This window comes from Reichenbachiella sp. (assembly GCF_965233835.1).
GTDB lineage: Bacteria > Bacteroidota > Bacteroidia > Cytophagales > Cyclobacteriaceae > Reichenbachiella.
In genome coordinates this window covers 4,196,004-4,221,006 of sequence record NZ_OZ247585.1, presented here as the reverse complement: position 1 = coordinate 4,221,006, position 25,003 = coordinate 4,196,004, and the positions used below count along the sequence as shown (strand labels likewise).

Here is a 25,003-nt window from a genome sequence, read left to right as displayed (position 1 = left end):
TCTTTTTGTGTGGCTCATACTATTAAAAGAGCCCGTCCGTTTTCAGATGGTTGCCAGTAAGTACGTCCACATATACCGTATAAATATTTTGGGATTCATCGCTTACCGAAAGCAATACGACGCTATAATCTTCATTGTCTACTTCCAAACTGTTATGGTATATCCAGTCATAAACCTCAATATCTACTACAAATTCATCCTCTGCAACCGTGATTGCGCCTGTTAGATCTACACTTGCATCATCACCAAATGAAAATGAGTAATTCACATCAGCTTCTTCGTCATCGTGATAGGCACGCATGATCTCATAACTTTCTTCATAAATCAATAGTTTGAGTTGAGCACTGCCATCAGCATCAGTTTCAAAAGTGATATCCCAAAACGGATTGCCGTCATTTTCATAGAAAGAGGCATAAGATATATCTCCAGATACATAACTATCTAGTTGGTTCATAAAAGCTTCAGAAGGGGTGGTACTATTATCGATCCATTCGCCTGAAGCCGCATCAATACTCACGGTGGTTAAATTTCCATAGGTATCTGTAGAATAGAAAGTAAGACCCCAATACTCGCTTTCACCATTGGTTTCAGTTTGGTAAATCCAGCTGTCTACTTCTATATTCATTTGTCCTTCTACAGTTGCAAGTTCCGTTTCAAATGAAACACCATCAGTAAGAAAATTTATGTCGTAGTCAAATGGTCCTTGGTTACCTTCTGCACTGATCAGCTCCTTTGTACTTGTGTCAATACTCGCTGTAAGTAGCGCTCCACCAGATGTTTCAGCTAATACATTCCATACCTCCACGCCCGAAACGTTGGTTTCGGTACTTGCGAAAAGAATGTCGGCTGTAATGAAATTTGCCAAGGCATTGATGATATCAGTATTGCTATCAGATGATACTTCTTCTACTTCTTCCTCGAATGCCGCCACATCTTCTTCATTTTCAAAAATCTTTTGAGCCAGCAGATCGCCGGTTGTGGCATTCAGTTCTATCTCGTATCGAGTGCCATCTGTATCTACCAGGTGTATTTCAAACTCCAAGGTATTCTCTTCTTCTAGCGATATCTCCCACCTTACCACAGTACCTTCAATCAGATCATCAGTGGAGGCCATGGCATCGACTAGGGATACAAACCCTTGAATTTCTAAGTTGCTGGTGATTTCATCTGAGGGGATGGCTTCTATGGATAGTATTTCAAAGATATCCTGTACGATTTGTACGTGTGCAATCGTTCCATCAGCAAGTAAGAGCTTAACGGTATATACCGACAAGCCTCTTTCAGTGTCTTCGTAACTTTCAATAACATTCGCACTGAATAGCTCCGCAATGAGCATTTCCAAATCTTCCAATGAGTCGGTTGTTCTAGCTCCGGCAAGTGTGCTTAGTTCTGCTTCAAAAGGTGTAACTATATTATCAAAATCTGCTGTCGTAAGGTCTTGAAAAGTTTCTTCCTCGTAGGCCGTAAATTGTGATTCGTCTTCTTCGTCTTGTACAATGTCATCTATAATGTCTTCAGAGTCGTCAGGAACAACTAGTTCTTCTTCATCACAACTGAATAACATTAATGAAATACAAATAGGAATAATAAATTTTCTCATAGCAATTGTTTTTTGGTGAGTACTAAATTTTCAGTACTAGTATTGTTTCTCTGCTATAAGACGAGTAAAATATTTAAATCCCTACTATAAATTCTACTAGAAAACTACTTAGTAGCCACTTGAAATTGATTTAAAATATTATATATTGTCTTGATGTGGAATGGAGTGATCTAGTCAATAAAGACTGAGTAAGTTGAATGAAATAGCCTGAAAATGCGATTTTTTGAGTGGAAGAGACATATAATCAAACCTCTAAAAATCAAAAGACCCACACTTGACTAAGGCGCGGGTCTTTCTCGAATAATACTTAATATGACTTGCTAACAGTCGCTGAGACTGTTTCCCCTATGTCCGTACAAAATTTTGTATCATGAGGTCTGTTTTGGGCAAAAAAATGCTCAGGGAAGGGAAGAAAACGAAAAAGGCCTGAATTTTCAGGCCTTTTTCGTTTCTTTATTGTTTGACGGCTAAAATTAGCTGATAGCCTTTGCTATAGTTTCTCCTATGTCTGCAGGAGATTTCACCACATGTAGGCCACATTCTGACATAATTTTCATTTTAGCTTCTGCCGTATCGTCAGCTCCACCGATGATAGCACCAGCATGTCCCATTCTTTTGCCTTTTGGAGCAGTTTGTCCTGCAATAAATCCTACTACAGGTTTTTTGTTCCCTCCGGCCTTAATCCAACGGGCTGCTTCTGCTTCATAATTTCCTCCGATCTCACCGATCATTACGATAGCGTCAGTTTCAGGATCATTCATTAGCAATTCAACAGCAGCTTTTGTAGAAGTACCGATGATAGGGTCGCCACCAATACCTATGGCAGTAGAAATACCCAATCCAGCTTTTACAACTTGATCAGCAGCTTCGTAAGTCAAAGTACCAGACTTAGATACGATACCAATTCTTCCTTTTTTGAATACAAAACCTGGCATGATACCAACCTTAGCTTCTCCCGGAGTAATTACACCTGGACAGTTAGGCCCGATCAAGGTCACATCTTTGTTTTCTAAATATTTTTTAGCAGCTACCATGTCCTTCACGGGAATACCCTCGGTGATGGTAATGATAACTGAAATACCTGCGTCCGCAGCTTCCATGATTGCGTCAGCAGCAAATGCAGGTGGAACGAAAATAATTGAAACATTAGCACCAGCCTGGTCCACCGCTTCCTTTACCGTATTAAAAACTGGTTTGTCAAGGTGCTTTTGACCGCCTTTACCAGGAGTTACACCACCTACCACATTACTACCGTACTCGATCATCTGCGTTGCGTGAAAGGTACCCTCAGTGCCTGTAAAGCCCTGAACTATGATTTTTGAATCTTTATTTACTAATACGCTCATGCTATTTCAATTTTGGTGCAAAAATAGGATAATATATGGCATAACCAAAGGTTAAAGCAGAGTTGCGTGCTCTGATTAATCAATAATTGGAGTACACTTTTGAAAGTGAAATTTTTATCGAACTGCTAGCCAAATATTTAGGCAATTTTGGAATACTCGACGGACATGTATTTGTCTATAAACTCACGGACACATCCATCGCCGCCGTCTCTGGTGAGCACCAAATCTACATAAGAGATCACTTCATCGGCTGCGTTGGCCGGACAAGCGGAAATCCCTACTTTTTTCATCGCTGGTATGTCATTCAAATCATCTCCTATGAAGGCCATCTCACTCATTTCCAAATCCAACTCTTTGCACCATTTGGCTAGGATGTCATCCTTTTCTTCGAGTCCAGTATAAATGTGTGTGATGCCTAACATCTTTCCTCTGGCTTGTATGGCACCTCCCGAAAAGCTATGACTCACAATACCCACTCGTATTCCTTTTTTGATAAGCATACGAATACCCAGTCCGTCTCTGGCATGAAATTGTTTGAATTGATGACCTTCTTCGGTCACATTGATACGCCCGTCCGTCATGGTACCATCCACATCTAGTACGAGCATTTTAATTTTCTCAGTGTTGATCATTATTTGTTTTTTGGTTCACAAATTCGTTACAAAGAAACGAGCAATATTGACATTTCAAACAAAACCCCGCTTGCATTTAAGAGACTAACCTTTACGCTTTAGCGAAAAAATAAAATGCAGACAATCATAAAAGATTCCTGATTTAGAATAATTGCTATATTGGCAAACTCAAATATTCACATGCGATTTGCTCTTTGGCGAATTGAACCAATTAAAAGAATAATATGTCAGCAGATGAATCTTTAAAATCCAACCTTGTACCAATTAGCATTATTGGTGGGCTATTTGCAACCTTTGGTTTCATTACCTGGGTCAATGGACCGCTCATTCCTGCGATGCAATCGATTTGCCAACTGACTGACGCAGAAGCATTTTTGGTAGCTTCGGCATCCTACATTTCTTTTTGTGTAATGGCTCTTCCTGCATCATACGTGTTGCAAAAAGTAGGGTATAAGAATGGGATGTCTCTTGGTTTGTTTCTGATGGCGGCAGGAGCACTGGTATTTATTCCTGCTGCATCGTCTAGGGTTTATGCCGTTTTCTTGACTGGTATTTTTATTCAGGGCACTGGAATGACATTACTGCAAACTGCAGCCAATCCATATATTACAATTTTAGGCCCGATTGAAAGTGGAGCCAAGAGAATAGCCATTATGGGTATCTGTAATAAAGCAGCTGGAGTATTTGGCTCTGTGATTTTTGGAGCCCTCCTCTTAGGAGGAATTAAGGAAAAAAATGAACTTATTGCCTCTGCCTCTGGAGCAGAGAAGGAAGCACTCTTGGATACTATGGCTAGCGGGGTGGTAACTCCCTATTTGGTAATGGCCGTCGTGTTAGTAATTATCGCTTTGTTGATTCGAAGAGCCCCGCTTCCAGAAGTGGAACCACAAGAGGAGGAAGTGACTGAAGGAGGAACAGTAAAAAATAGCATTTTCCAATTTCCGCATTTATGGCTAGGGGTGTTAACACTATTTACCTATGTAGGAGCGGAAGTGATCGCTGGAGATTCAATTATAAAGTATGGAATTGCACTAGGTCTTGATAATTCTGAATTTTTTGGATCATTCACACTCATTGCAATGATCGTGATGTATTTGATTGGGGTGGTCTTGATTCCAAAATACATCTCACAAGAGACTGCACTTAAATTGAGTGCAGCACTGGGAATTGTACTTTCCTTTTGCATTCTATTTACCACAGGTTTTATATCTGTACTTTTTGTGGCTTCATTAGGAATAGCTAATGCTTTGGTATGGCCGGCGGTGTGGCCACTTGCTCTCAATAAGCTCGGACGATTCACCAAAACAGGTGCTGCTCTCTTGATTATGGGGATATCCGGAGGTGCAGTAATTCCTCCGCTTTACGGACATTTGGTAGGGGCAAAAACTACCGAATTGATGGAGAAAGGAGTAGAAAATGCTTTGGCCACAGCATCAACGAGTAGCTATTGGATATTGCTTCCATGCTATGTAATTATTTTATATTATGCTTTCTCTGGACATAAACTTGGTCTTAAGAAATAAAGCAATTAAAGATTTTGGGTTAGATAGCCGTCCTGATGGAAGATTGGGGCGGCTTTTTTTGTCTTGTAGAATCAAAAAATAACCACTAGTGTATTTTTTTATGCACTCCACTCCAATTTTGGTACCTTGCATTCCTTGAACTAATTACCAAATTAAAATGATAAAACTCAAAAAATGCATGCTGGTAGGAGCTTTGGTGTCTGCGGGCATGCTGGTGAGCTGCGAATCAACTCAGGATTCCGCTCAAGAAGAAACAGATGTTGTAAGTTTGGACCTCAACCTCAGAGACACAACTGTAGCGCCTAACAATGATTTCTATAGGTACACTAATGGTGGCTGGCTAGACAAAACAGAAATACCTTCCGATCGATCCGCATGGGGAAGTTTTCATGAGCTGTTTGAATACAACGAAAAGGTGCTCAGCTTTGTATTGGACGAGGCTACCAAAGGAGAATTGTATGATGAAAATTCAAACGAAATAAAAGCAGCTAATTTCTATGCCTCTGGCATGGACTCCCTAGGTATCGAAGCACAGGGCGCTGAGCCATTGAAGCCTATGCTGGCTCAAATTGATCAGTTACAGAGTAAGGAAGAGTTGGATGATATTTTAGCTCCATTACAGAAAGTCAGTGTCACAGCGTTCTTTAATGTGTTTGTTGGTATAGATGATAAGCAAACAGATAGCTATATAATGAACGTGACCCAATCAGGATTGGGATTGCCTGATCGCGATTATTATTTTCGAGAAGATCAGACGGGACAAGAGATCATCTCAGGATATAAAGCTTACATGACTAAGTTGTTTGTTTTGGTGGGGGAGGATTCTACTGTAGCGGCAGCTAAAGCAGAAAACATTTTTGCCTTAGAATCTAAGTTGGCCGAAAATTCGATGACTCGACTTGAAAGAAGAGACCCAGATGCTAACTATAACAAGATATCTATTGATGAATTGCAAAAGAATAGTAGCTGGCTGGACTGGAAGTCTTTTTTCTCAGGGATTGGAGTAGACGAGATAGGTGAGCTTAATGTCAATCAATTGGCATACATTTCTCAATTAACTGAAGTTATAGGTGATTCAGAACTTGAAGAGATTAAGGACTATCTGAAAATCAGATTTATTAGCCCTAACACAGCTTATTTGTCGAATGACTTTGTCATGGCTGCATTTGATTTTTACAATAAGCAGTTGTCAGGTCAGCAAGAAATGAGACCAAGAGCGAAGCGAATGGTTAATTCTACCAATGCTAACTTAGGAGATGCCTTGAGCAAGTTGTATGTAGATGAAGTGTTTCCGCCAGAGGCAAAGGAAAAGTGTTTAGAAATGGTGAACAACATCAAGGAAGCTATGCACAAGCGAATTGATCAGCTGACATGGATGAGTGAAGAAACCAAAAAAGAGGCACACACTAAATTGACCAAGCTTAAAGTGAAAATTGGTTATCCGGATGAATGGGAAGACTACAGTAGTATTGACATTTCAAAGGATAGCTACATTCAAAACCGCTGGAATACGAGTACATTCGACAATCAACAAAACTGGGGTAAATTGGGTCAGCCAATCGATCCGAATGAGTGGCATATGGCAGCTTCAGTAGTGAATGCTTATTACAACCCTCCCGCCAACGAGATTGTATTCCCTGCTGGTATTCTTCAACCACCATTCTATAATTACAAAGCGGATGATGCGGTCAATTATGGAGGCATTGGTGCTGTGATAGGTCATGAAATTACCCATGGGTTTGACGATAGTGGTCGTAAATACAATCATGAAGGTGAGTTGAAAGATTGGTGGACAGAAGAAGATGCCGCAGAGTTTGAAAGAAGAGCGCAAGTGATGGTGGAACAATACAACGGCTTTGAGGTGCAGGACACGCTCAATGTAAATGGCGAACTGACTCTGGGTGAGAATATTGCTGACTTGGGCGGAATGCTGATTGCTTATGATGCGCTTCAGATGAATTTTGAAAAAAACGGGAGACCGGGAATTATAGATGATATGACACCTGAACAAAGATTCTTTCTGTCACAAGCTACTCTGTGGAGAGGAAAGTACCGACCACAGTTAGAACAGCAGCTTTTGATTCAGGATACACACTCTCTGGGTAAGTTTAGAGTAAACGGTCCTGTGTCTAGCATGAAAGAGTTTTACGAAGCCTTTGAAATCAAGGAAGGGGATCCTCTGTGGAGGTCAGAAGAAGAGCGGGTTGATATTTGGTAAATCAATCATTTTCACTTAGTTTTTCCTTTACAACAAAACCACAAATAACATGGGTAAAGGAGATGTAAAAACAAAAAAAGGCAAGATTAGCAAGGGGTCTTACGGCGTAAGTAGACCGCATAAAAAGAAAGCAGCTGAACCGGCTCCTAAGGCTAAGTCGAAAGCCAAAAAGAAAAAATAATCCTGTTCCCGATGTCTATCGGGACAGGATTTTTTTTATCCCACTCACAATTCCAATCCATTTTCATAATTTAGCGGTTCGATTGAATCCCAATGAAAAAATCTATTTTCTTTTTCTTCCTGATTGTGAGTGTAATATTGGTTTCAGAGGCTAATGCACAACGAAAAACCTATGTTGGGTTGAAAGGAGGGTATAATTTGTCTACGGCTTATTTCTTTCATTCTTTTTTTGGTTCTGACATCAACACAAAAATGAATGGTGGATTTCAGGGCGGAATCATTGCCATGAATTACATTCGAAACCATATCGGCCTGCAGGCTGAGCTCAATTATTCGCAGAAAGGTTGGATTCAGGAATTTGATGATGGATCACCCAATCTGGTTACGGATTTGAACTATATCGAATTGCCTTTATTAGTAAACATTCATACAGGAAAAGAAAAGCTTCACTTCTTTGCCAACGGTGGTTGCTTCTTTGAATATTTAGTGGGTTCCTCCCAAAGTGAAACTCCAGACTACCAAGCGAATAAATACGCTTTTGATGAGTCCAGAGATCATAAATTGGGTTATGGATTTAGAGGTGGGCTAGGTGCATTTTATGATTTTGATTTTGGTACTTTGCTTCTGGAAAGCAGTGTTTCTTACAGTTTGAGCGATATCCTCGAATTTGAATCATTGAATACAGGTATCCCGAACACTTCAAAAAATATTGTGATTGGTTTTTCAGTGGCTTATATGTTCTCCTTCGGGGAACTATAGGATTCTTCAATCCGCCGCCTTATATTTATAGGTGATACATACTACAACTCACGCTATGAATATCCGATTTCTTAAATATACCATTGTTTTTATTATCCCTGCTGTGGCCTATTTCTCTATCAACGCTTCTGGTTGGTGGACTTTTGGTACGGCGATGCTGGTTTATTTTTTGTTGCCGTTGTTCGAGTTTTTCTTTTCTTCGAACAGAGAAAATTTGGAGAAGGCAGAAGAGGAAATGGTTGCTAAGGATCGAGTTTATGACTACTTACTTTATTTGGTTGTTCCTGTCCAATTTGGTCTCTTGTGCTATTTCGTTTCCGTTATTGGAGTAATAGAAAGCACTAGCCTGGAGTTGACCGGAAGGATATTGTCTATGGGCATCACATGCGGCGCATTGGGAATTAATGTAGCTCATGAGCTGGGTCACAGAAAAAGCAAGTTCGAACAGTTCTTGGCCAAGGCCTTGCTTTTGACTTCATTATATATGCATTTTAATATCGAACACAATAGAGGGCATCACAAGAATGTATCTACTCATGAGGACCCCTCTTCGGCCAGACGAGGGGAGTGGGTCTTCTTCTTTTGGTTTCGCTCCATGATCATGGGATATATCTCAGCTTGGGAGATTGAGGCGGGTCAATTGAGAAAGAAGGGACTAGGGCCAATAAGCTTTCAAAATGAAATGCTACGTTTCCAAGTGATTCAATTGGCATTCTTGGGATTGATCTATTGGTTTTTTGGTTGGCTACCTATGCTGTGTTTTTTGGCCGCGGCATTCATCGGAATCATCCAGTTAGAGACAGTCAATTACATTGAGCACTATGGCCTGAGCCGCACACAAAAGGAGTCTGGTCAATACGAAAGAGTACAGCCCTGGCATTCTTGGAATTCTAATCATACACTAGGCAGATTGTTTCTTTTTGAGCTGTCCAGACATTCTGATCATCATTACCTGGCCAGTAGAAAGTATCAAATTCTGAGACATCATGAAGCTAGTCCGCAAATGCCTACGGGGTATCCGGGAATGATGCTTTTGTCTATGGTGCCCCCGTTGTGGTTCATGGTCATGCACAAGCAGATTGCGCAGTTATCAAAGTAAGAAAGGTAACACTATAGTCTGGCGTATTCTTTAACAAACTCCAGAGCGCGTTCGTCCATCCAGGAAGCTTTTGACCCCAGCTTAAAGAAGCCCACATGTCCACCTTTTCTTGGAGTTTCCAAGTGCAGGAACTCGTGATACTTACAGGCCTTATATGGGTAACATTTTTCACCAAGTAAGGGGTCATTTTTGGCGTTGACAATCAGCGCAGGTAATCGAATGCCTGGGTAATTGAGATCTGAAGTAGCTGTTCTATAAAAGTGCCTGCTATTTTTAAATCCGTGTAGTGGCGCCGTATAACGTTCATCAAACTGCCCGAAAGAAACTATGTCATCGATTCCATCAATGTTCACCTCTTTAGGATATTGTTTATGTTTTTGTTTGACCTTTCTGATCATTTTTTTGAGAAATCGCTGCTTAAAAAACCAGTTTTCCCTAAAGGTAAGTTGGTGAGCACTATCCCAAAGGTTGCAAGGTACCGAGAAGGTAGCCGCAGCCACAATATGTTTGGGAACACCTGGCCCGTATTCACCCAGATATTTCAGTGTAGTACTGCCTCCCATAGAAAAACCAACAAGCACGATTTTTTTATACCTCCGAGTGTCTATGGCATGAGTGATTACTTGTTCTAGATCTTCGGTGTCACCGTGATGATAAAGCCGTAGATTTCTGTTGATCTCACCGCTACAGGATCTATAGTTCCAGGCCAGTACATCGTATTCATTTTGATTGAAGTGTCTCGCACAACTTTTTACATAGTGCCGATGAGAATTTCCTTCCAGGCCGTGAGATATGATTACCAACCTTTCGTGTCCCGAACGAATCCAGTCTAAGTCTAGGAAGTCCCCGTCTGGGGTGTCGATCCGTTCTCGGGCATAATTGACTCCTTTTATTTTTCTGAATAGACTAGGGATAATGGTCTGTAGGTAGCCATTTTTATAGAAGTCCCTGGGGGAGTTGTATGAAGAGTAACCGAAGATTGACATAATTCTCAATACAATTTATACAAAGTTGGTTAGCTATATCAAATAAATTGAAAGAGGATTAACGGTTTGGCTATTTGATCTTTTGGATATCTTCTGGTTTTGGGTTAAAAAAGTATATTTTATTGACTCTAGTCATCTGATCATACTCTATTTTTGAGAGCTTAAAGGAAAAAAAATGGCGGATTATATTCTAGGCATAGACATTGGAGGTACATATACCAAATTTGGCCTTGTAGATAAAAAAGGAAAAGTCAGTAGCGAAGGATCTTTCACTACTCATGCACATGAGAAGGTTGAAATTTTTCTTGGTGAACTGAAGAAACAAGTATTGCCAGTTTTAGAAGGAAAATCCGTTGTAGGAATTGGAGTAGGAGCACCCAATGCCAATCACTTTGATGGAACAATCAAACAGGCCGCCAATATTGCATGGGGTGATGATGTGCCTTTACGCAAGTTGATCGGGGAACTATTTGATCTGCCAACGATTGTGACCAACGATGCCAGTGCAGCCGCTATTGGTGAAATAAAATTCGGTGGAGCTAAAGGCATGAAGGACTTTGTGGTTTTCACCTTGGGCACAGGCTTGGGTAGTGGATTTGTTGTAAACGGTGAGATCGTTTATGGTCATAGTGGGTTTGCAGGAGAAATTGGCCACGTTAGTGTAAATCCAGACGGCCGTTACTGTGGATGTGGGCGGAGAGGTTGTCTCGAAACTTACGTATCTGCCACGGGTATCAAAAAGACCGTTTTCAAAATGATGGCTGACTATACTCGCCCTAGTGTATTGCGCGATGTTAGTTATAATGATATGACGGCTGAAATGATAACGAATGCTGCCAGAGACCATGACTATATCGCGATTAAGGCTTTCGAATATACCGGTCAAATATTTGGCCAAAAACTAGCAGACACCGTGGTACATACGAGCCCGGAGGCTATTTTCCTTTTTGGGGGATTAGTGAATGCAGGAGATTATCTGCTTGATCCAGCGACATATTATATGGAAAAGTTCATGTTTAAGCCCTTCAAAAAAACAGTGAAACTACTTCCTTCTTCTCTCATGGATAGGAACGCTGCGGTTCTTGGCGCGGGAGCTTTGGGTTGGGAAGAATTCGGTAAAAAATAAGGATACAAGCTTGGCGTAATTTTTGCTTTTAGCGGGCTGGAATTACAATGAATTATGATGGCAAGATTACCCCTGCTGATTTTACTTTTTCTTTGCTCTTTTTTGGTCCATGCACAGCAGCTCACCGTTCGTGATGAAGTGAGCCAAATGGGGATTGATAAAGCCAGTATTTTATCTCAAAATTCGAAAAGCACATTTGTTACCAATGCGCAAGGGCAGGTGACGTTGGAGCCAAGCGTGGCGAATGAGAGGCTAATCATTGATCATCCCTCTTACAAACCCGTGCTGATAGCGGGTATGACCACAGATACCACGGTCTATCTCACTGAACAAATAATAGAAATAGATGAAGTAGTAATCTCAGCCAATAAATGGGAGCAGGACAGAGAAGAAGTTCCTAACGAGATTCTGATTATTTCCGCCAAACAAATCGAAAGAAACAACCCACAAACGTCAGCAGACATGTTGGCGCAGTCCGGGCAAGTATTTGTTCAGAAAAGTCAGATGGGCGGAGGAAGCCCCATGATTAGAGGTTTTTCAGCGAATGCGGTCTTGATCGTGTTAGATGGTATTCGGATCAACAATGCCATTTACCGCGGAGGTAACCTTCAAAACGTTATTATGCTCGATCCCAATTTGTTGTCCGGATCAGAGGTGATTTTTGGGCCGAGTTCTTCGGTTTATGGTAGCGACGCTTTGGGAGGCGTGATGGATTTTCATACGATAAGACCTGCCTACACTGATAGTAAGAGCTTGCAGTCGCATGGCGCAGGAATGATGCGATTTTCTACAGCTAATCTTGAAAAAACCAGTCATTTTCATGTGAATGTACAAAACAACAAATGGAGTAACACTTTAGGTTTAATCTATGGTGATTATGAAGATTTAAGAGCTGGAGGTAATCGTCCTGCTGACTATCCGGATTTCGGAAAAAGGCTCGAGTATATAGAGCAAATGGGAGGACAAGATGTAATCATTCAGAAGGATGAAGTAAATAAGCAGCGATTCTCTGGTTATCATCAGTACAACATCATGAATAAACTGAGCTACAGGATATCTAAAGAATCCGAATTGATGTATACGTTGTATTATACCACTTCTTCTGATATTCCACGCTATGATAGACTCATTGAGCGGGACGAGAATGATGTGCTTAAGAATGCCGAATGGTATTATGGACCGCAAAAATTTTTACTCAATGCTATCACCTTTTCTAACTACAGCTCCAATTTCTTATACGATGGTGTGAAAGTCATTCTTTCCAACCAAAGAGTAGAGGAAAGTAGGAACGACCGAAAGTATCAATCCAGCAGCTTTCGATCCAGGACGGAAGAAGTGAATGTGTACGCCTTGAATATTGACCTAGATAAAAAAATATCCGTCAGAAGTGAATTATACTATGGGCTTGAACTTTTGTATAATGATGTGAGTTCCTCTGCTTATCTAAAAGACGTAGATACTGAGGCAATATCCCCCACCTCTACACGCTATCCAGATGGGGGTAGTAAGTACTCATCAGCTGCCGTATACGGGAACTTTAAGTCTCGATTGAGCGACGCAGTAGTTTTTACCGGCGGGCTTCGATATACTTATGTACACCTGGATGCTAAGTTTGAGGATAAAACGTTCTTCAATTTCCCATACGATGAGATTGAATTGAAAAATGACGCTTTGAGTGGTTCGCTCGGGTTGGTGGTCAGCCCAATCAATAACTTGAGATGGAATTTGATCCTTTCAACTGGATTTAGATCACCCAACGTGGATGATGTAGCGAAGGTATTTGATTCAGAACCAGGCAGTGTAGTGGTGCCTAATGAAGACCTGTCACCGGAGTACACACTCAACTATGAAACCGGAATAAACTGGAAAATTGCAGATAGAATCACAATAGAAGGTAGTTTGTACTACACTCAGCTGAGAGATGCGATGGTCAGGAGACCTTTTACATTCAATGGACAACCGACTGTGATTTACGACGGAGTGCAAAGCGATGTTGAAGCTTTGGTCAATGTGGGAGAGGCTTATCTATGGGGGTATTCTATAGGGCTATCTGCCAAGCTCTCAGATCGTGTGGTACTCAAAGCGCGTGTCAATAACAACGACGGAGAAGACGAAGTGGAGCACATACCGTTGCGACATACCAATCCACTATTTGGGAATGTGTCTTTGAGCTATCGAACAAAAAAAATGACGTTGGAAGGTTATACCAACTTTCAGGGCAAAAGAACCTGGGAAGATTTAGCGCCAAGCGAACAAGCCAAAACCCATCTCTATACAGCTGAAGGTTCCCTGGCGTGGTATACTTTGAATATTCGATCTTCCTATCAGATCAGTGAGCGACTGAGTGCCACTGCTGCTTTAGAGAATATTCTGGACAAACACTATCGTCCTTATTCCTCGGGTATTAGTGCACCGGGTATCAATGGTATTTTGAGCGCACGATATGCTTTCTAGTTAATCTTAGTCTCGAAGTCTAGGTTTTTCTCTTTCTATAAATCCATACTGAGGGTTAGCCTCGTACATATCCCGAACTTGTCGAACAACAGGCGTTTGGGAGATAAGCAGTATATTGAGAATAGTACAAAAATTAATGGACAGATGGCTAGAAGTATAACACTCAGAGGAAATATAAAAGCTCCGAATTTTGATCTGGAGGATATATTTGGAAACAAGATCAATCTTCGCAATTATCGTGGCAAGCGAGTATTCGTAGGTTTCTTCAGGCATGCGGGCTGTCCTTTTTGTAATCTGAGAGTAAACAAGCTGGAGTCTGCTCAAGCTCAGCTCAAAGAAAAGAATATGGAAATGATCTTCTTCTTTGAGTCAACTAAAATGAGGCTGCTGGCTAGTAAGTATCATACCGACATCCACACCATTCCTATGATTGCTGACCCAGAGAAAGAAACTTATAATCTTTATGGAGTAGAAAATTCACCACTCAAATCAGCCAAGAGCCATTTTATGTCCTTGATCCAAACCGCCATCAAAGCCAAGCTGAAAAGCCTGCCGGTGCACTGGATGGCTGACAACGAATCCATCAATACTATACCTGCAGAATTCCTAATTGATGAAGAAGGAGTAATCAGAGTGGTACATTACGCCCGTGACCTGACAGATGAATTATCTACGGATCTGATTACCCAATTTGCAGAAGAGGGGGTGAGGAAGGCGGCGGCTGGGGTTTAGGTTTTTCTAAATGATAACGTCCCAGATAAGCACGTGCCTCTGGGTTTTATTTGTTTCTCCTAAGTTATCGGATTAACAGTCTAAGAAAACTTAGAGGCATGTGCTATATCGTTTGTTAGCCAACGTCTTCGTTTTTGTAGCTAATTCTTGAAATGTTAAAGTAGGATGTTGGATGGAGTTTGTCGTTGAATATTTGCTCAAAATCTGGTTGTTTATTTTCGACAGTTTCATCAAAAAGCTGATTTCTCATTATTCGTGCTTGTCTCCCAGCTGTATGAGCTATGAAATCGGCAACCTCTAGTCCTGCAAAGAAGGAATCTTTCAATATTGTATTGTAATTGACAGGTATCTTTTGTTTTTGGTTGTTTTGAGGTGTTTTGGCCATAAATTCTTGCTTGATTGCTGGGATTAACCTTTTGTTCTCTTCAATAAGAATGAGTATATCAAACCATTTCATTTTGTTTGAAACCTCTTTAATTCGATTCCAAATACAGGCTGCAATTACGTTCTCGATTCTTTCATTGATTTTATTAATTGTTTGATCTGTGCATGTTATTGCAAATCTTCCAAAAGAATACTCTGTAAAGAATTTATTGAATGAGTCAATCAGATTTTTAGGTGTAGGTTGAGGTAAATCAGCTGCATGTAGAGTGTGTTCAACTTCTCCAAAAAATTCTCTCTTGAGGTTGTGCCATGGATATTCAACAAGATCATAATAGTCAATGCATGGAACAATTAAGCCTCCAAATCCAAAGAATGGCATATTAGTATCATTGAAACTCTCCTCACCAGTTTCATCAATAAATACTAATAAAGTGTTAGGATTTACCTTATAGGGTTCACCATTCTCAGGGTGCATAATGAGTGGGCCATTGATCGAAATTTCAATTCTTACTTTTTCTGTTTCTTCGACTGGCATCTGTGATGGCTAATGTAGTTATATGTAACATAATGTGCTATGCATCACAAATCTAACCGATTTTTAATGTTCATAAAACCTTGAATAATGACATGTCGTTGGCTGCAACACCTGAGTAAAACTATATCCCATGTTATAATCATACTTACAAAAAAATAATCTTTTTAATATTGCCGCATGTATACCATTAGCCCTTTAGACAAAGCTGATTATCAGGAAATGATAACCCTATGGGAAGCCTCCGTACGAGCTACCCATGATTTCTTGCCTGAGTCGAGAATATTAGAGTTGAAACCCCTGATACTCGATCAATACTTTGATGCCGTACAGTTGTGTGGCGTGAAAGAAGAGGGACAATTATTGGGTTTTCTGGGTATACATGAGACTGATATAGAAATGCTCTTTATTCATCCGGAGGCTAGGGGGAAAGGAGTAGGCAAGACCTTACTACTCCATGCAGTTGAAAACTTGAATTGCACCAAAGTAGATGTGAATGAGCAAAACCAGCAGGCCGTAGATTTCTACTTATACATGGGATTCCAAATCGCCGGCCGCTCACCCCTTGATGGCCAGGGAGAACCGTATCCCATTCTACATTTAAGTTTACGGTAGTATCTAACTCTGGCCTTGAATTAGTTTTGTTAAGAAATTCAGGCATTGAAGATTGTGATGAAATCCATTGTTTGATCCCGATGCAAATCGGGAGAGTTTGGATTTCAATATATAGAACAGCCTGAATTTCAGAAATTTATTCATCGCCTTGTTCTTTTTTGTTTCGTTTTTTGGAACAAGCCAAAAAATGAAAGTATCTTAACTAGGCTTAGATACTGTAAGGAAAACCATGTCATGAGGGTATTTTTTCGCCTATAATATCCCAAATTTCACCTTTCATTCGTCTTTTATTAAATTGTATTGTCATGCTGAGGTACTCGAAGCAGACAATAAGCAAGATAAATGCACTATGCCTACCATAAAATTCACTGCGAATCTCAAACGATTTTATCCTGAGCTTAAGGAGATAGAACTGGAATCTTTGGATTTGAATGAAATCCTTGATCAGCTGGAAAGTAAATTCAAAGGTGTCAAGGACTATGTGGTAGACGAGCAAGGACAACTCCGTAAGCACGTCAATATTTTTATTGGAGACGAATTGATTCAAGATCGAATCAAACTCAGCGATGCGGTAAAACCAACAGACGAAATCTATATCATGCAAGCCTTATCAGGCGGCTAAACCAAAAACTTAAACTCATGTCAAAAACTAACTTACTACTCGGAACAAGAAAAGGATTGATCATTTATCAACAGTCTGGAGCAGATTGGACGCATCAGTCTACCCATTTCTTGGGTATACCCGTTTCACTGACTTTAGTAGATGAGCGTACTGATACTTGGTGGGCCTGTTTGGATCACGGACACTGGGGATGCAAGTTGCATCGAAGTACGAACCAGGGAAAGAACTGGGAGGAAATAGAAGCACCTAAGTTTGCCGAAGGCATGGAAGTAAAGGAAGGCGTGCCAGCAGCGGTGAAGTACCTCTGGGCTATGTCTCATGGCGGTAAGGATAAGTCAGAGGTTTTGTATATCGGTACCGATCCAGGCGCTTTATTCAAGTCTACGGATAACGGTGACACCTGGCAGCTCGTGGAATCTCTATGGAACCATCCATCCAGAGAGAAGTGGTTTGGTGGAGGTCGTGACAATCCGGGTATCCACTCAATCGTAGTTGACCCTCGAGACTCTAATCATATTTATGTGGCCGTAAGCTGTGCTGGGGTGTTCGAAACTTTTGACGCAGGTGAGACCTGGCAGTCTGCCAACAAGGGATTGAAAGCTGATTTTCTTCCAGACCCGAATTCTGAAATTGGGCAGGATCCTCACATACTCAAAGCTTGCCCGACTAATCCAGATGTGCTGTGGCAGCAGAATCACTGCGGCATATTTGTAACCATTGATGGCGCAAAAAACTGGAAAGAGGTAAGTGAAAAAGAAGGGCCGGCTAATTTTGGCTTTGCGGTAGCCATCAAGCATGATAACTCTAATCAGGCTTGGGTGGTACCTGGTATCAGCGATGAGATTCGTGTGGCTGTGGATCAGGCCTTGGTGGTTTGCAGAACGGATGACGGTGGTCAAACCTGGAAGGAGCAAAGAACGGGTTTACCTCAAGAAAATTGTTTCGATATCGTATACCGGCACTGTCTGGATATATCTGGGGATAGTTTGGTTTTTGGTACCACTACTGGTAATGTTTACTACTCGAATGATCTTGGAGAAAATTGGAAGCAACTTTCCTCAGACTTACCGATGGTTTATTCCGTGGAGATAGCGGAGTGATTTAGACTTTTTGCTTTCAACTCAAAAAGCCGACCGTTTATCATGCCAGGCTGCCATAATACATAGAGCTTTTGGGTTTTGATTTGAGTTGTTGATAATTTGGTGTTAAACTAAAATCAAACACATGAAAAAGCCCTTTCTCTCATTGACCCTTGCACTTTTCTTTTGCATACAATCTTTTGCTCAGTCTCAGGATGTTGATCTGAAGGCGCTGGATACCTATTTTGAAAAAATGACAAAAGATTGGGATGTGCCCAGTATGAGTATAGGCATAGTGAAAGATGGTGAATTGGTTTTTGCGAAAGGATATGGCGTGAAGGAAGTAGGTAAGAAGGGTGCACCTGATAAAAATACTTTATATGCTATTGCCTCTAATTCAAAAGCCTTCACTGCCGCTATCATTGCTCAGCTGGTAGAAGAAGGAAAGTTAGACTGGAATGGAAAAGTGAAGGATTACTATCCCGAATTTGAACTGTATGATCCTTGGGTGACTGCCCATACTACGATGAGAGATATTTTGAGCCACCGCGTAGGTCTGGGGACATTTAGTGGGGATATCATATGGTACAAGAGCGACTTTACTAATGAGGAAATTCTTGCGAGAATCAAGAATATACCTCCGGCCTTTGATTTTAGAGCAGGGTATGGATATTCCAACCTCATGTACATTACCGCGGGCGAAGTGATTCGCAAGGTCACAGGCAAAAGCTGGTCTCAGAATGTGAAAGAAAGAATATTAATGCCGTTAGGGATGAGTCGAACCATCACCGGTCCAAGCGCGTTAGAATCTGTAGGAAACTACGCCACGCCACATGCCCGAAATAACGAGAAAAACATCCCCATTGTTTGGGAGGATTGGGAAGAAATTGGTGCTTTAGGAGGGTTGATCTCAAGTGTGGAGGATCTCTCCAAATGGATGATAGCCAATATGAACCATGGTGTGAGTGGGTCCGATACACTTTTTAGCGCGAGCTCTAGAAACCTAATGTGGACTCCACACAACAATTTTGTGGTGGATCATACCAAGTCTAATGATTTTGGTCGTCATTTTAGTGGATATGGTTTAGGCTGGGGAATCAGCGATTACCACAATAATCTGAGAATTGGACATACTGGAGGTTACGATGGTATGCTTACTGCTTTCACTATGTTGCCTAACCAAAAACTAGGTGTAATTGTATTGACCAATGGAATGAAAAGCCCAATGATGGCAGCAACTTACTATGCTCTGGATCAGTTTTTGGGAGTAGATGGGCCGGATTGGTCAGAGCGATACCTAAGCAGAATGGGAGCAACTGAAGAAGATTCTAGAATCACAGAACGCAAAACTAAACGGGTGAAAGGAACCAAACCTTCGCTTGATTTGAATAAGTATGTAGGAACTTACAAGGCGGATATTTATGGTGATATCAAAGTAACCCTCGAGAAAGGGGAGTTGCGTTTAGACTTTCCAAATGCCAAAGCACTTTCAGCGACACTCAAGCATTGGCATTATGACGTATGGGAAATCGATTGGGATATAGAGCATGCTTGGTTTAGCTTTGGAACTGTGCAGTTCAATATGGATAACAATCTCAAGATTGAAAGGATGACCTTTGACGTACCAAATGATGATATTTTCTTCGACGAGCTGATTCCAATCAGAGTTGACTGATCAATTGATCATTTCTCCTTTTTCAAGCTTCTTTTTGATATCGGTGAGTACGTCGTCTAGCTTATCTGCGGAATAGTAGAGGTGATCAATCATTTCTCTTTTTTCATTTTCCTCAATTTCTCCCTTGAGGAGTTTAGTGAGGCCAAGGATGTTGGCTAAAGGGCCCCTTACAATGTGGGCGTTCAAGAAGGAATACTCCTTGAGTTTTACATCTTTCTTTTGAATCACACTGGTTCGTTCTTCCACAATCTGCTCAAGATTATTGTTGAGGATTTCTAGCTCTAGTGCCTTTTCTTTTATTTCTCTGTTTTTGTCTTTGAGTAGTCGATTGAGACGAGCCTGCTTTTTCACCTGATAATAAAACAATATGGCGATGATGCTAATTAGAAGCAAGATAACGGCTATCCCGGCAATGATGGTCCTTTGATATCTAACTATCTTTTGACTGGTTTCCTTTTCTTTTAGTAACTCAGCTTGTAGACGCTGACTTTCTTCAAACTCGAACTTGGCCTGAATAGTTTGTAGTTGTTTTTCTTTGGCGATATCAAAAACTTCACTAGACAATTTATGCAGCTTCCTCATTGAGATGAATGCAGCCTCAAAATTGTTTTGTGTGGAGTCTGTTTTGTATTGCAAGGCTAGTGCCTGTAGTTTGAGTTCCTTGGCATTTACTTTTTCAGCATATTTGATGGTTTCATTCACCCATAATTTTGATTGATCAAATTGGCTGTTAGCTACAGATATTTTTGCCTTTTCCAAAGCAATGCCAGACATGCCCAAATAGTCTTCCCGTTGCTGATAAATCTGATTAGCCTGATTGAGGTATTTAAGTGCTGAAATGTAATTTTTTTGTTGAGCTAAAACTTTTCCGATGCCGGTTTTTGCATAGGCAATGGTTCGAGGCCGATTTTCTTCTTTGGCCATTTGTTCTGCAATTTGAAAATGATTGATGGCCGAATCCAGATAGTTTAGTCTATAGTAGATCTGTCCCAGATTAACATAGGACATAATTGGCTTTCTGCCTCTTAGGTATTTGTTTTTTAGCGCTAAGGATTTTTTGTGGTATTGAAGTGCCTCATGATATTGAAATTTCTTTTCATACAGTTCTCCAATATTATTATAGGTAATGAAAATGCCCATTTGATACTGGGTTTCTTCGTAGATCTTTAGCGAGGCCAGATAAAATTCAAGAGCAGTATCATATTCACCTATAGTAAGTAGGGAGCTGCCTACCAAATTCAAACCACGTGCATAGCCATTCTGATAGTCAATTTGTTTAGCCAATTCATATCCCATTGTAGCATATTTTCTGCCTTTGTCGGGGTTGGTATTTATCACCTCGTAAGCAATAAGGTTGTATAAATCGACCTTTACGGAGTCTTGAAAGGGATGGGAGGTGGCGGCCTTCTCTAAGCTGTCTATTTTTTGCTGCTGAGCAGAGAGCTCATGGGCAAGGATACCAATTATAAACAAGGAAAGGATTTGGCGCATCCTTAAAAATAAGTATTGAAGATTAGCTATTCAACCTATTTCATAGATAATCCGTCTTATCTTTGAGTCCAACATCGCTGACTCCAATCAAATATTAATAAATGACAAATTCTTCGAATACTAAACTCGTAGACTCATGGAATCGAGAGATTGATTATCTCCGAATAGCAGTGACTGATCGATGTAATTTGAGATGTTTTTATTGCATGCCAGCGGAAGGTATTGACTACCTGCCTAAAAAAGAGCTTCTTAGTTATGAAGAAATTATCCGTTTAGCTACGGTATTTGCTTCCCTGGGTGTTAAGAAAATCAGACTTACGGGTGGAGAACCATTTTTAAGAAAGGATTTTATATCCTTATTGAGAAATCTAAAGAGAATTTCAGGAATAGAAGCTGTACATATTACTACCAACGGGGTACTTACGGCACCTTATCTAAATCAAATGAAGGATATTGGAGTGGATGGCGTTAACCTGAGTTTGGATAGTTTAAATAGAGAAAACTTTCACAAGATTACTCGAAGGAATGAATTCGACACCGTAATGGAAACACTGGATGGGTTGACACATCATGGATTTAACACTAAAATCAATATGGTGGTGATGCACGGTAAAAACACTCATGAGGTGATTGGTATGGCTCAACTTGCCAGCGACCGTGAGATAAGTGTTCGGTTTATTGAAGAAATGCCATTCAATGGTTCTAATATGTCTACGTCTCAAAAAAACTGGAGTCATATGCGTATTCTGGAAGAACTTAAAGGAGCCTTTCCTTCACTGAAAAAGTTGAATTCTGACCCTAGCAATCCAGCATCTTTGTATCAGGTGGAAGGGCATGTTGGAAATTTGGGTATTATACCGGCCTATTCCAGGACGTTTTGTGGTGCGTGCAACCGGATTCGACTTACCGCTACCGGAACAATTAAAAACTGTCTTTATGATGAGGGTGTTTTAGATATCAAAGCACTCATGAGAAGCAATGCTACTGATGACCAGCTACGAGAAATGTTGATGGAAACAGTTCAAAAAAGAGAAAAGGATGGATTTGCTGCTGAACGCAACCGAAAGGTAGACAAGAATATTTCTGAATCTATGTCTTCTATTGGCGGTTGATCAATGCACGGTCATGATCTTCATCATACCATGTTCAGATTTGAAACTGAATTTCGAATTTTCGTATGCGTAGAACTTAATGCCAAGTACTAATACAGCAGAAACATCATTTTGAATAGCAGTCCCGGTAGGTATAGTCAAAGGAGCTGTCAGAGGCTGCGTAGGAATTCTAAGTACAGGTAGCATAGTGGTTTCGTATATTCCCACCTTGGCATGTTGTACTTTGTTGCAAATAGCTACTTGTTCTCCATTTCTTTCAAAGTCAGACACCGATATCAGACGTGCACAAATTTTAAAGTTGGTAGCCTCCTTAGGAATGTTAAGTTCTTGCTCCGGAATGAAAGCAGGAACATGCAAGATCACATGGCCTTTATGGGCGCCCTCTCGTAAATAGAATTTAGAAGTTACTCCAGCAGTAAAGGCATTCTCTGTGTTGAATTCAAAATCTTCAAGAGATTGTTTAGCATTCCTGACAGATAGAAGATTTGATGTTGAATCAAACCCCTTGTTGATTACTGAGGCCAATCGCTTGGAACAATAAGACTCAGTCATTTCTTGCATCTCCGGGCCTAATGAAGAAAAAATGGCTTTGCTCATTAAAGTAGCAACGCCATAATTATTCTTGTTGATAAGTTCTGTTGATTCTGAAGCCTGTGATTTGGAGTTCAAGCGGCTTTCCTGTGGTTGGGCTAGTGTACCTAGCCCTTCTCCGGAAAATTGGAAAGTGCTACGTAATTCTAAATTTCGTGACATAGTGGATTCTGGTTGATAATTGCTGAGAGCAATCAGGTTTTAACTTTTCTCAATAGCACTAGTAAGTTGTAAAAATTAATTTAAATATGCAAGTTGAAACACCTTAATATCAGCGTGTTATGAAAAGTAGAGATGAGATTAAGTGTATTGCTGAACGAATTTTAGGTAAAACCTTCAATGTATAGGTAATTTACTTATGAGTTGAGATGGCATTCTTGCAGGAAAAAGTACTCTCCTTTATCGCCTTCATCACGAAGTAACTTTGTACCTGACCGATGTTGTCAAGCGCAGCCAATTGATTAGAAATGAATAGTTGGTAATCCTCCATATTTCTTACTACTACTTTGAGGAGGTAATCAAAATTACCGGATAGGTGATTGCATTCTAGAACATGATACAAGTCCTGAACTCCTTCTTCAAATTTTCGAAGATTTTCCTTTGAGTGCTCCTTCAAGGTTACACTACAATAGGCCACTAACTGAAACCCTAAGTTTTTGGGATTAACAGAGATCGTATAATTTTCAATAATTCCATTTCTCTCCATTTTCTTTATTCTTTCGTAAACAGGCGTAATGGTCATCCCCACGGCGTCGGCTATATCCTTCATTTTGGTTTTAGAGTCCTTTTGAAGTATTTCTAATATTTGAAGGTCTGTGTTGTCTATTATCATTTTTTCTGTCTCTGGGTAAAAATTAGAGTGTTTTTAGATTTTTTTACTACTAATTGATTAATATTTGGAATGTAAATCTATGATATACAAATATTATAGATTTATTATTCATTATTGTTATAAAGAGCAATAATGAAACAGCAGTTTAGCCCCGAAAGTTTGATGATGTCACACGGGTATGATCCCAAATTATCCGAAGGAGCCATCAAGTGTCCAATTTTTCAAACTTCAACCTTTGTGTTCAACTCAGCGGAAGAGGGCAAGGCCTTCTTTGAGGTGGCCTATGGCTTGAGAGAGCAAGAAAAGGGAGAAGAGTTAGGGTTGATCTATAGCAGGCTAAATAATCCTGACCTTGAAATATTAGAGAACAGATTGTGCCTATGGGATGGAGCTGAAGACTGCGCAGTTTTTGAGAGTGGTATGTCAGCCATTTCGACTTGCCTCATGGAATTTTTAAAGCCTGGTGATCTTTTGCTTTATAGCTCACCAGTCTATGGTGGTACGGACCATTTCATCAACCAGATATTGACCAAATTTGGTATTCATGTAGTTGGATTTTATCCTGACAGCACTAAGGAAGAAATTGAAGCTATAATAGTGAACTCTGGTCACGCGGATCGATTGGCTATGATTTATATTGAAACCCCTGCCAATCCTACCAATAGTTTGATTGACATGCAAATGTGTCGACAACTTGCCGATCAATTTTCCAAAGAAGATCAACCAGTGTATCTCGCAGTGGACAATACTTACATGGGGCCTCTATGGCAGCACCCATTGAAGCATGGGGCCGACTTTGTGCTTTATTCAGCCACTAAGTATATAGGAGGGCATAGTGATGTAATAGCGGGTGCATGCTTGGGTTCAAAAGAGAACATGGTACGCATTAAAGGGCTAAGGACCTTCCTTGGCAACATGGCAGGTCCATGGACAGGTTGGCTGTTGATGAGAAGTCTAGAGACCCTGAAAGCCAGAATGGAACTGCAGGCAGTTAACGCGTCAAAAGTGGCAGCTTTCCTTAGAGACCATAGCTTGATTAATAAAGTGTATTACATGGGATTTCTAAAAGAAGATGATCCCGCACAATACGAAATTTATGAAAGGCAATGCAACGCTGCAGGGGCAATGATTTCATTTGAAATAGAAGGAGGCGAAGAGGAAGCGTTTCAGTTTATAAATAAATTAAAATTGATCAAGCTCGCGGTCAGTTTGGGAAGTACAGAGTCCCTCATACAGCATCCAGGTACGATGACTCATGCTGGAGTAGATCCCGAGGAGAAGTTGAGAATTGGGATCAAAGAGAACTTAATACGTTTGTCAGTAGGAGTAGAAAACCCAGAAGATTTAATTTGGGATTTGAAACAGGCACTGACACTAGAATTAGATTTAGCATAACCCAAAGTGATGGCTTCGGG

General features: G+C 40.6%; 22 protein-coding genes. 14 read left to right on the top strand and 8 right to left on the bottom strand.

Annotation, left to right across the window (positions count from 1 at the left end):
* Positions 1 to 22 precede the first annotated feature (22 nt).
* The 3 genes from ACO6S2_RS17880 to ACO6S2_RS17870 all read right to left on the bottom strand — a co-directional run bounded on the left by ACO6S2_RS17880 (position 23) and on the right by ACO6S2_RS17870 (position 3,578).
* Positions 23 to 1,600 carry a PepSY domain-containing protein gene (locus ACO6S2_RS17880; protein WP_422359930.1) on the bottom strand — a complete coding sequence of 526 codons (1,578 nt, stop codon included), beginning with the start codon at positions 1,598 to 1,600 and terminating at the stop codon, positions 23 to 25.
* Between the two features lie 473 nt (positions 1,601 to 2,073).
* On the bottom strand, positions 2,074 to 2,946 hold the full coding sequence (gene sucD / locus ACO6S2_RS17875; RefSeq protein ID WP_422359929.1) for a succinate--CoA ligase subunit alpha: 873 nt from the start codon (positions 2,944 to 2,946) through the stop codon (positions 2,074 to 2,076).
* A 137-nt stretch (positions 2,947 to 3,083) separates the two neighbouring features.
* Positions 3,084 to 3,578 (bottom strand): KdsC family phosphatase, encoded by a 495-nt coding sequence (locus ACO6S2_RS17870; protein ID WP_422359928.1) that lies wholly within the window; start codon positions 3,576 to 3,578, stop codon positions 3,084 to 3,086.
* Positions 3,579 to 3,802: 224 nt separating this feature from the next.
* Here ACO6S2_RS17870 and ACO6S2_RS17865 point away from each other — a divergent pair, with 224 nt between their 5' ends.
* From ACO6S2_RS17865 to ACO6S2_RS17845, 5 genes are all read left to right on the top strand, one after another.
* Positions 3,803 to 5,101 (top strand): sugar MFS transporter, encoded by a 1,299-nt coding sequence (locus tag ACO6S2_RS17865; protein WP_422359927.1) that lies wholly within the window; start codon positions 3,803 to 3,805, stop codon positions 5,099 to 5,101.
* Positions 5,102 to 5,258: 157 nt separating this feature from the next.
* Complete coding sequence (locus tag ACO6S2_RS17860) at positions 5,259 to 7,319, top strand: M13 family metallopeptidase (RefSeq protein WP_422359926.1); 2,061 nt, start codon at positions 5,259 to 5,261, stop codon at positions 7,317 to 7,319.
* Positions 7,320 to 7,368: 49 nt separating this feature from the next.
* On the top strand, positions 7,369 to 7,500 hold the full coding sequence (locus tag ACO6S2_RS17855; protein ID WP_422359925.1) for a 30S ribosomal protein THX: 132 nt from the start codon (positions 7,369 to 7,371) through the stop codon (positions 7,498 to 7,500).
* Positions 7,501 to 7,592: 92 nt separating this feature from the next.
* Positions 7,593 to 8,258 (top strand): porin family protein, encoded by a 666-nt coding sequence (locus ACO6S2_RS17850; protein ID WP_422359924.1) that lies wholly within the window; start codon positions 7,593 to 7,595, stop codon positions 8,256 to 8,258.
* 55 nt (positions 8,259 to 8,313) lie between these two features.
* A complete protein-coding gene (locus tag ACO6S2_RS17845) occupies positions 8,314 to 9,357 on the top strand; it encodes an alkane 1-monooxygenase (RefSeq protein ID WP_422359923.1) in 1,044 nt (347 codons plus the stop codon).
* A gap of 11 nt (positions 9,358 to 9,368) precedes the next feature.
* Here ACO6S2_RS17845 and ACO6S2_RS17840 read toward each other — a convergent pair whose 3' ends face one another.
* Positions 9,369 to 10,343 carry a YheT family hydrolase gene (locus ACO6S2_RS17840; RefSeq protein WP_422359922.1) on the bottom strand — a complete coding sequence of 325 codons (975 nt, stop codon included), beginning with the start codon at positions 10,341 to 10,343 and terminating at the stop codon, positions 9,369 to 9,371.
* A 175-nt stretch (positions 10,344 to 10,518) separates the two neighbouring features.
* On the opposite strand from ACO6S2_RS17840, the gene ACO6S2_RS17835 reads away from it, so the two are divergent.
* From ACO6S2_RS17835 to ACO6S2_RS17825, 3 genes are all read left to right on the top strand, one after another.
* Positions 10,519 to 11,469: an ROK family protein gene (locus ACO6S2_RS17835; protein WP_422359921.1), complete on the top strand. Its 951-nt coding sequence runs from the start codon at positions 10,519 to 10,521 to the stop codon at positions 11,467 to 11,469.
* 54 nt (positions 11,470 to 11,523) lie between these two features.
* Positions 11,524 to 13,923: a TonB-dependent receptor gene (locus ACO6S2_RS17830; RefSeq protein ID WP_422359920.1), complete on the top strand. Its 2,400-nt coding sequence runs from the start codon at positions 11,524 to 11,526 to the stop codon at positions 13,921 to 13,923.
* A 144-nt stretch (positions 13,924 to 14,067) separates the two neighbouring features.
* The gene (locus tag ACO6S2_RS17825) at positions 14,068 to 14,655 is read left to right on the top strand and encodes a redoxin domain-containing protein (protein WP_422359919.1); all 588 of its coding nucleotides are present in this window, start codon (positions 14,068 to 14,070) and stop codon (positions 14,653 to 14,655) included.
* A 115-nt stretch (positions 14,656 to 14,770) separates the two neighbouring features.
* Here ACO6S2_RS17825 and ACO6S2_RS17820 read toward each other — a convergent pair whose 3' ends face one another.
* Positions 14,771 to 15,514, bottom strand: a complete 744-nt coding sequence (locus ACO6S2_RS17820; RefSeq protein ID WP_422359918.1) for a DUF3800 domain-containing protein — start codon at positions 15,512 to 15,514, stop codon at positions 14,771 to 14,773.
* Between the two features lie 237 nt (positions 15,515 to 15,751).
* Here ACO6S2_RS17820 and ACO6S2_RS17815 point away from each other — a divergent pair, with 237 nt between their 5' ends.
* The 4 genes from ACO6S2_RS17815 to ACO6S2_RS17800 all read left to right on the top strand — a co-directional run bounded on the left by ACO6S2_RS17815 (position 15,752) and on the right by ACO6S2_RS17800 (position 19,562).
* A complete protein-coding gene (locus ACO6S2_RS17815) occupies positions 15,752 to 16,186 on the top strand; it encodes a GNAT family N-acetyltransferase (protein WP_422359917.1) in 435 nt (144 codons plus the stop codon).
* A gap of 349 nt (positions 16,187 to 16,535) precedes the next feature.
* Positions 16,536 to 16,808 carry a MoaD/ThiS family protein gene (locus tag ACO6S2_RS17810; protein WP_422359916.1) on the top strand — a complete coding sequence of 91 codons (273 nt, stop codon included), beginning with the start codon at positions 16,536 to 16,538 and terminating at the stop codon, positions 16,806 to 16,808.
* Positions 16,809 to 16,825: 17 nt separating this feature from the next.
* Positions 16,826 to 17,908, top strand: coding sequence for a WD40/YVTN/BNR-like repeat-containing protein (locus ACO6S2_RS17805; RefSeq protein WP_422359915.1), 1,083 nt, complete (start codon positions 16,826 to 16,828; stop codon positions 17,906 to 17,908).
* A gap of 124 nt (positions 17,909 to 18,032) precedes the next feature.
* Entirely contained in the window at positions 18,033 to 19,562 is a 1,530-nt protein-coding gene (locus ACO6S2_RS17800) for a serine hydrolase (protein WP_422359914.1), read from the top strand.
* On the opposite strand, the gene ACO6S2_RS17795 is transcribed toward ACO6S2_RS17800, so the two are convergent.
* Positions 19,563 to 21,053 (bottom strand): tetratricopeptide repeat protein, encoded by a 1,491-nt coding sequence (locus tag ACO6S2_RS17795; protein ID WP_422359913.1) that lies wholly within the window; start codon positions 21,051 to 21,053, stop codon positions 19,563 to 19,565. It abuts the gene before it with no gap.
* A gap of 101 nt (positions 21,054 to 21,154) precedes the next feature.
* Between ACO6S2_RS17795 and moaA the strand changes: the two genes are divergently transcribed.
* A complete protein-coding gene (gene moaA, locus ACO6S2_RS17790; RefSeq protein ID WP_422359912.1) occupies positions 21,155 to 22,165 on the top strand; it encodes a GTP 3',8-cyclase MoaA in 1,011 nt (336 codons plus the stop codon).
* On the opposite strand, the gene ACO6S2_RS17785 is transcribed toward moaA, so the two are convergent.
* Both ACO6S2_RS17785 and ACO6S2_RS17780 read right to left on the bottom strand, forming a co-directional pair.
* Entirely contained in the window at positions 22,166 to 22,918 is a 753-nt protein-coding gene (locus tag ACO6S2_RS17785; RefSeq protein ID WP_422359911.1) for a hypothetical protein, read from the bottom strand.
* Between the two features lie 190 nt (positions 22,919 to 23,108).
* Positions 23,109 to 23,588 (bottom strand): Lrp/AsnC family transcriptional regulator, encoded by a 480-nt coding sequence (locus tag ACO6S2_RS17780; protein WP_422359910.1) that lies wholly within the window; start codon positions 23,586 to 23,588, stop codon positions 23,109 to 23,111.
* 132 nt (positions 23,589 to 23,720) lie between these two features.
* On the opposite strand from ACO6S2_RS17780, the gene ACO6S2_RS17775 reads away from it, so the two are divergent.
* Positions 23,721 to 24,983, top strand: a complete 1,263-nt coding sequence (locus tag ACO6S2_RS17775; protein ID WP_422359909.1) for a cystathionine gamma-synthase family protein — start codon at positions 23,721 to 23,723, stop codon at positions 24,981 to 24,983.
* Positions 24,984 to 25,003 lie beyond the last annotated feature (20 nt).

What these genes read in the sequence shown, in the direction of transcription:
- ACO6S2_RS17880 (WP_422359930.1), bottom strand. Translation starts at nt 1,600, where the DNA reads ATGAGAAAATTTATTATTCCTATTTGTATTTCATTAATGTTATTCAGT.
- sucD (WP_422359929.1), bottom strand. Translation starts at nt 2,946, where the DNA reads ATGAGCGTATTAGTAAATAAAGATTCAAAAATCATAGTTCAGGGCTTT.
- ACO6S2_RS17870 (WP_422359928.1), bottom strand. Translation starts at nt 3,578, where the DNA reads ATGATCAACACTGAGAAAATTAAAATGCTCGTACTAGATGTGGATGGT.
- ACO6S2_RS17865 (WP_422359927.1), top strand. Translation starts at nt 3,803, where the DNA reads ATGTCAGCAGATGAATCTTTAAAATCCAACCTTGTACCAATTAGCATT.
- ACO6S2_RS17860 (WP_422359926.1), top strand. Translation starts at nt 5,259, where the DNA reads ATGATAAAACTCAAAAAATGCATGCTGGTAGGAGCTTTGGTGTCTGCG.
- ACO6S2_RS17855 (WP_422359925.1), top strand. Translation starts at nt 7,369, where the DNA reads ATGGGTAAAGGAGATGTAAAAACAAAAAAAGGCAAGATTAGCAAGGGG.
- ACO6S2_RS17850 (WP_422359924.1), top strand. Translation starts at nt 7,593, where the DNA reads ATGAAAAAATCTATTTTCTTTTTCTTCCTGATTGTGAGTGTAATATTG.
- ACO6S2_RS17845 (WP_422359923.1), top strand. Translation starts at nt 8,314, where the DNA reads ATGAATATCCGATTTCTTAAATATACCATTGTTTTTATTATCCCTGCT.
- ACO6S2_RS17840 (WP_422359922.1), bottom strand. Translation starts at nt 10,343, where the DNA reads ATGTCAATCTTCGGTTACTCTTCATACAACTCCCCCAGGGACTTCTAT.
- ACO6S2_RS17835 (WP_422359921.1), top strand. Translation starts at nt 10,519, where the DNA reads ATGGCGGATTATATTCTAGGCATAGACATTGGAGGTACATATACCAAA.
- ACO6S2_RS17830 (WP_422359920.1), top strand. Translation starts at nt 11,524, where the DNA reads ATGATGGCAAGATTACCCCTGCTGATTTTACTTTTTCTTTGCTCTTTT.
- ACO6S2_RS17825 (WP_422359919.1), top strand. Translation starts at nt 14,068, where the DNA reads ATGGCTAGAAGTATAACACTCAGAGGAAATATAAAAGCTCCGAATTTT.
- ACO6S2_RS17820 (WP_422359918.1), bottom strand. Translation starts at nt 15,514, where the DNA reads ATGCACCCTGAGAATGGTGAACCCTATAAGGTAAATCCTAACACTTTA.
- ACO6S2_RS17815 (WP_422359917.1), top strand. Translation starts at nt 15,752, where the DNA reads ATGTATACCATTAGCCCTTTAGACAAAGCTGATTATCAGGAAATGATA.
- ACO6S2_RS17810 (WP_422359916.1), top strand. Translation starts at nt 16,536, where the DNA reads ATGCCTACCATAAAATTCACTGCGAATCTCAAACGATTTTATCCTGAG.
- ACO6S2_RS17805 (WP_422359915.1), top strand. Translation starts at nt 16,826, where the DNA reads ATGTCAAAAACTAACTTACTACTCGGAACAAGAAAAGGATTGATCATT.
- ACO6S2_RS17800 (WP_422359914.1), top strand. Translation starts at nt 18,033, where the DNA reads ATGAAAAAGCCCTTTCTCTCATTGACCCTTGCACTTTTCTTTTGCATA.
- ACO6S2_RS17795 (WP_422359913.1), bottom strand. Translation starts at nt 21,053, where the DNA reads ATGCGCCAAATCCTTTCCTTGTTTATAATTGGTATCCTTGCCCATGAG.
- moaA (WP_422359912.1), top strand. Translation starts at nt 21,155, where the DNA reads ATGACAAATTCTTCGAATACTAAACTCGTAGACTCATGGAATCGAGAG.
- ACO6S2_RS17785 (WP_422359911.1), bottom strand. Translation starts at nt 22,918, where the DNA reads ATGTCACGAAATTTAGAATTACGTAGCACTTTCCAATTTTCCGGAGAA.
- ACO6S2_RS17780 (WP_422359910.1), bottom strand. Translation starts at nt 23,588, where the DNA reads ATGATAATAGACAACACAGACCTTCAAATATTAGAAATACTTCAAAAG.
- ACO6S2_RS17775 (WP_422359909.1), top strand. Translation starts at nt 23,721, where the DNA reads ATGAAACAGCAGTTTAGCCCCGAAAGTTTGATGATGTCACACGGGTAT.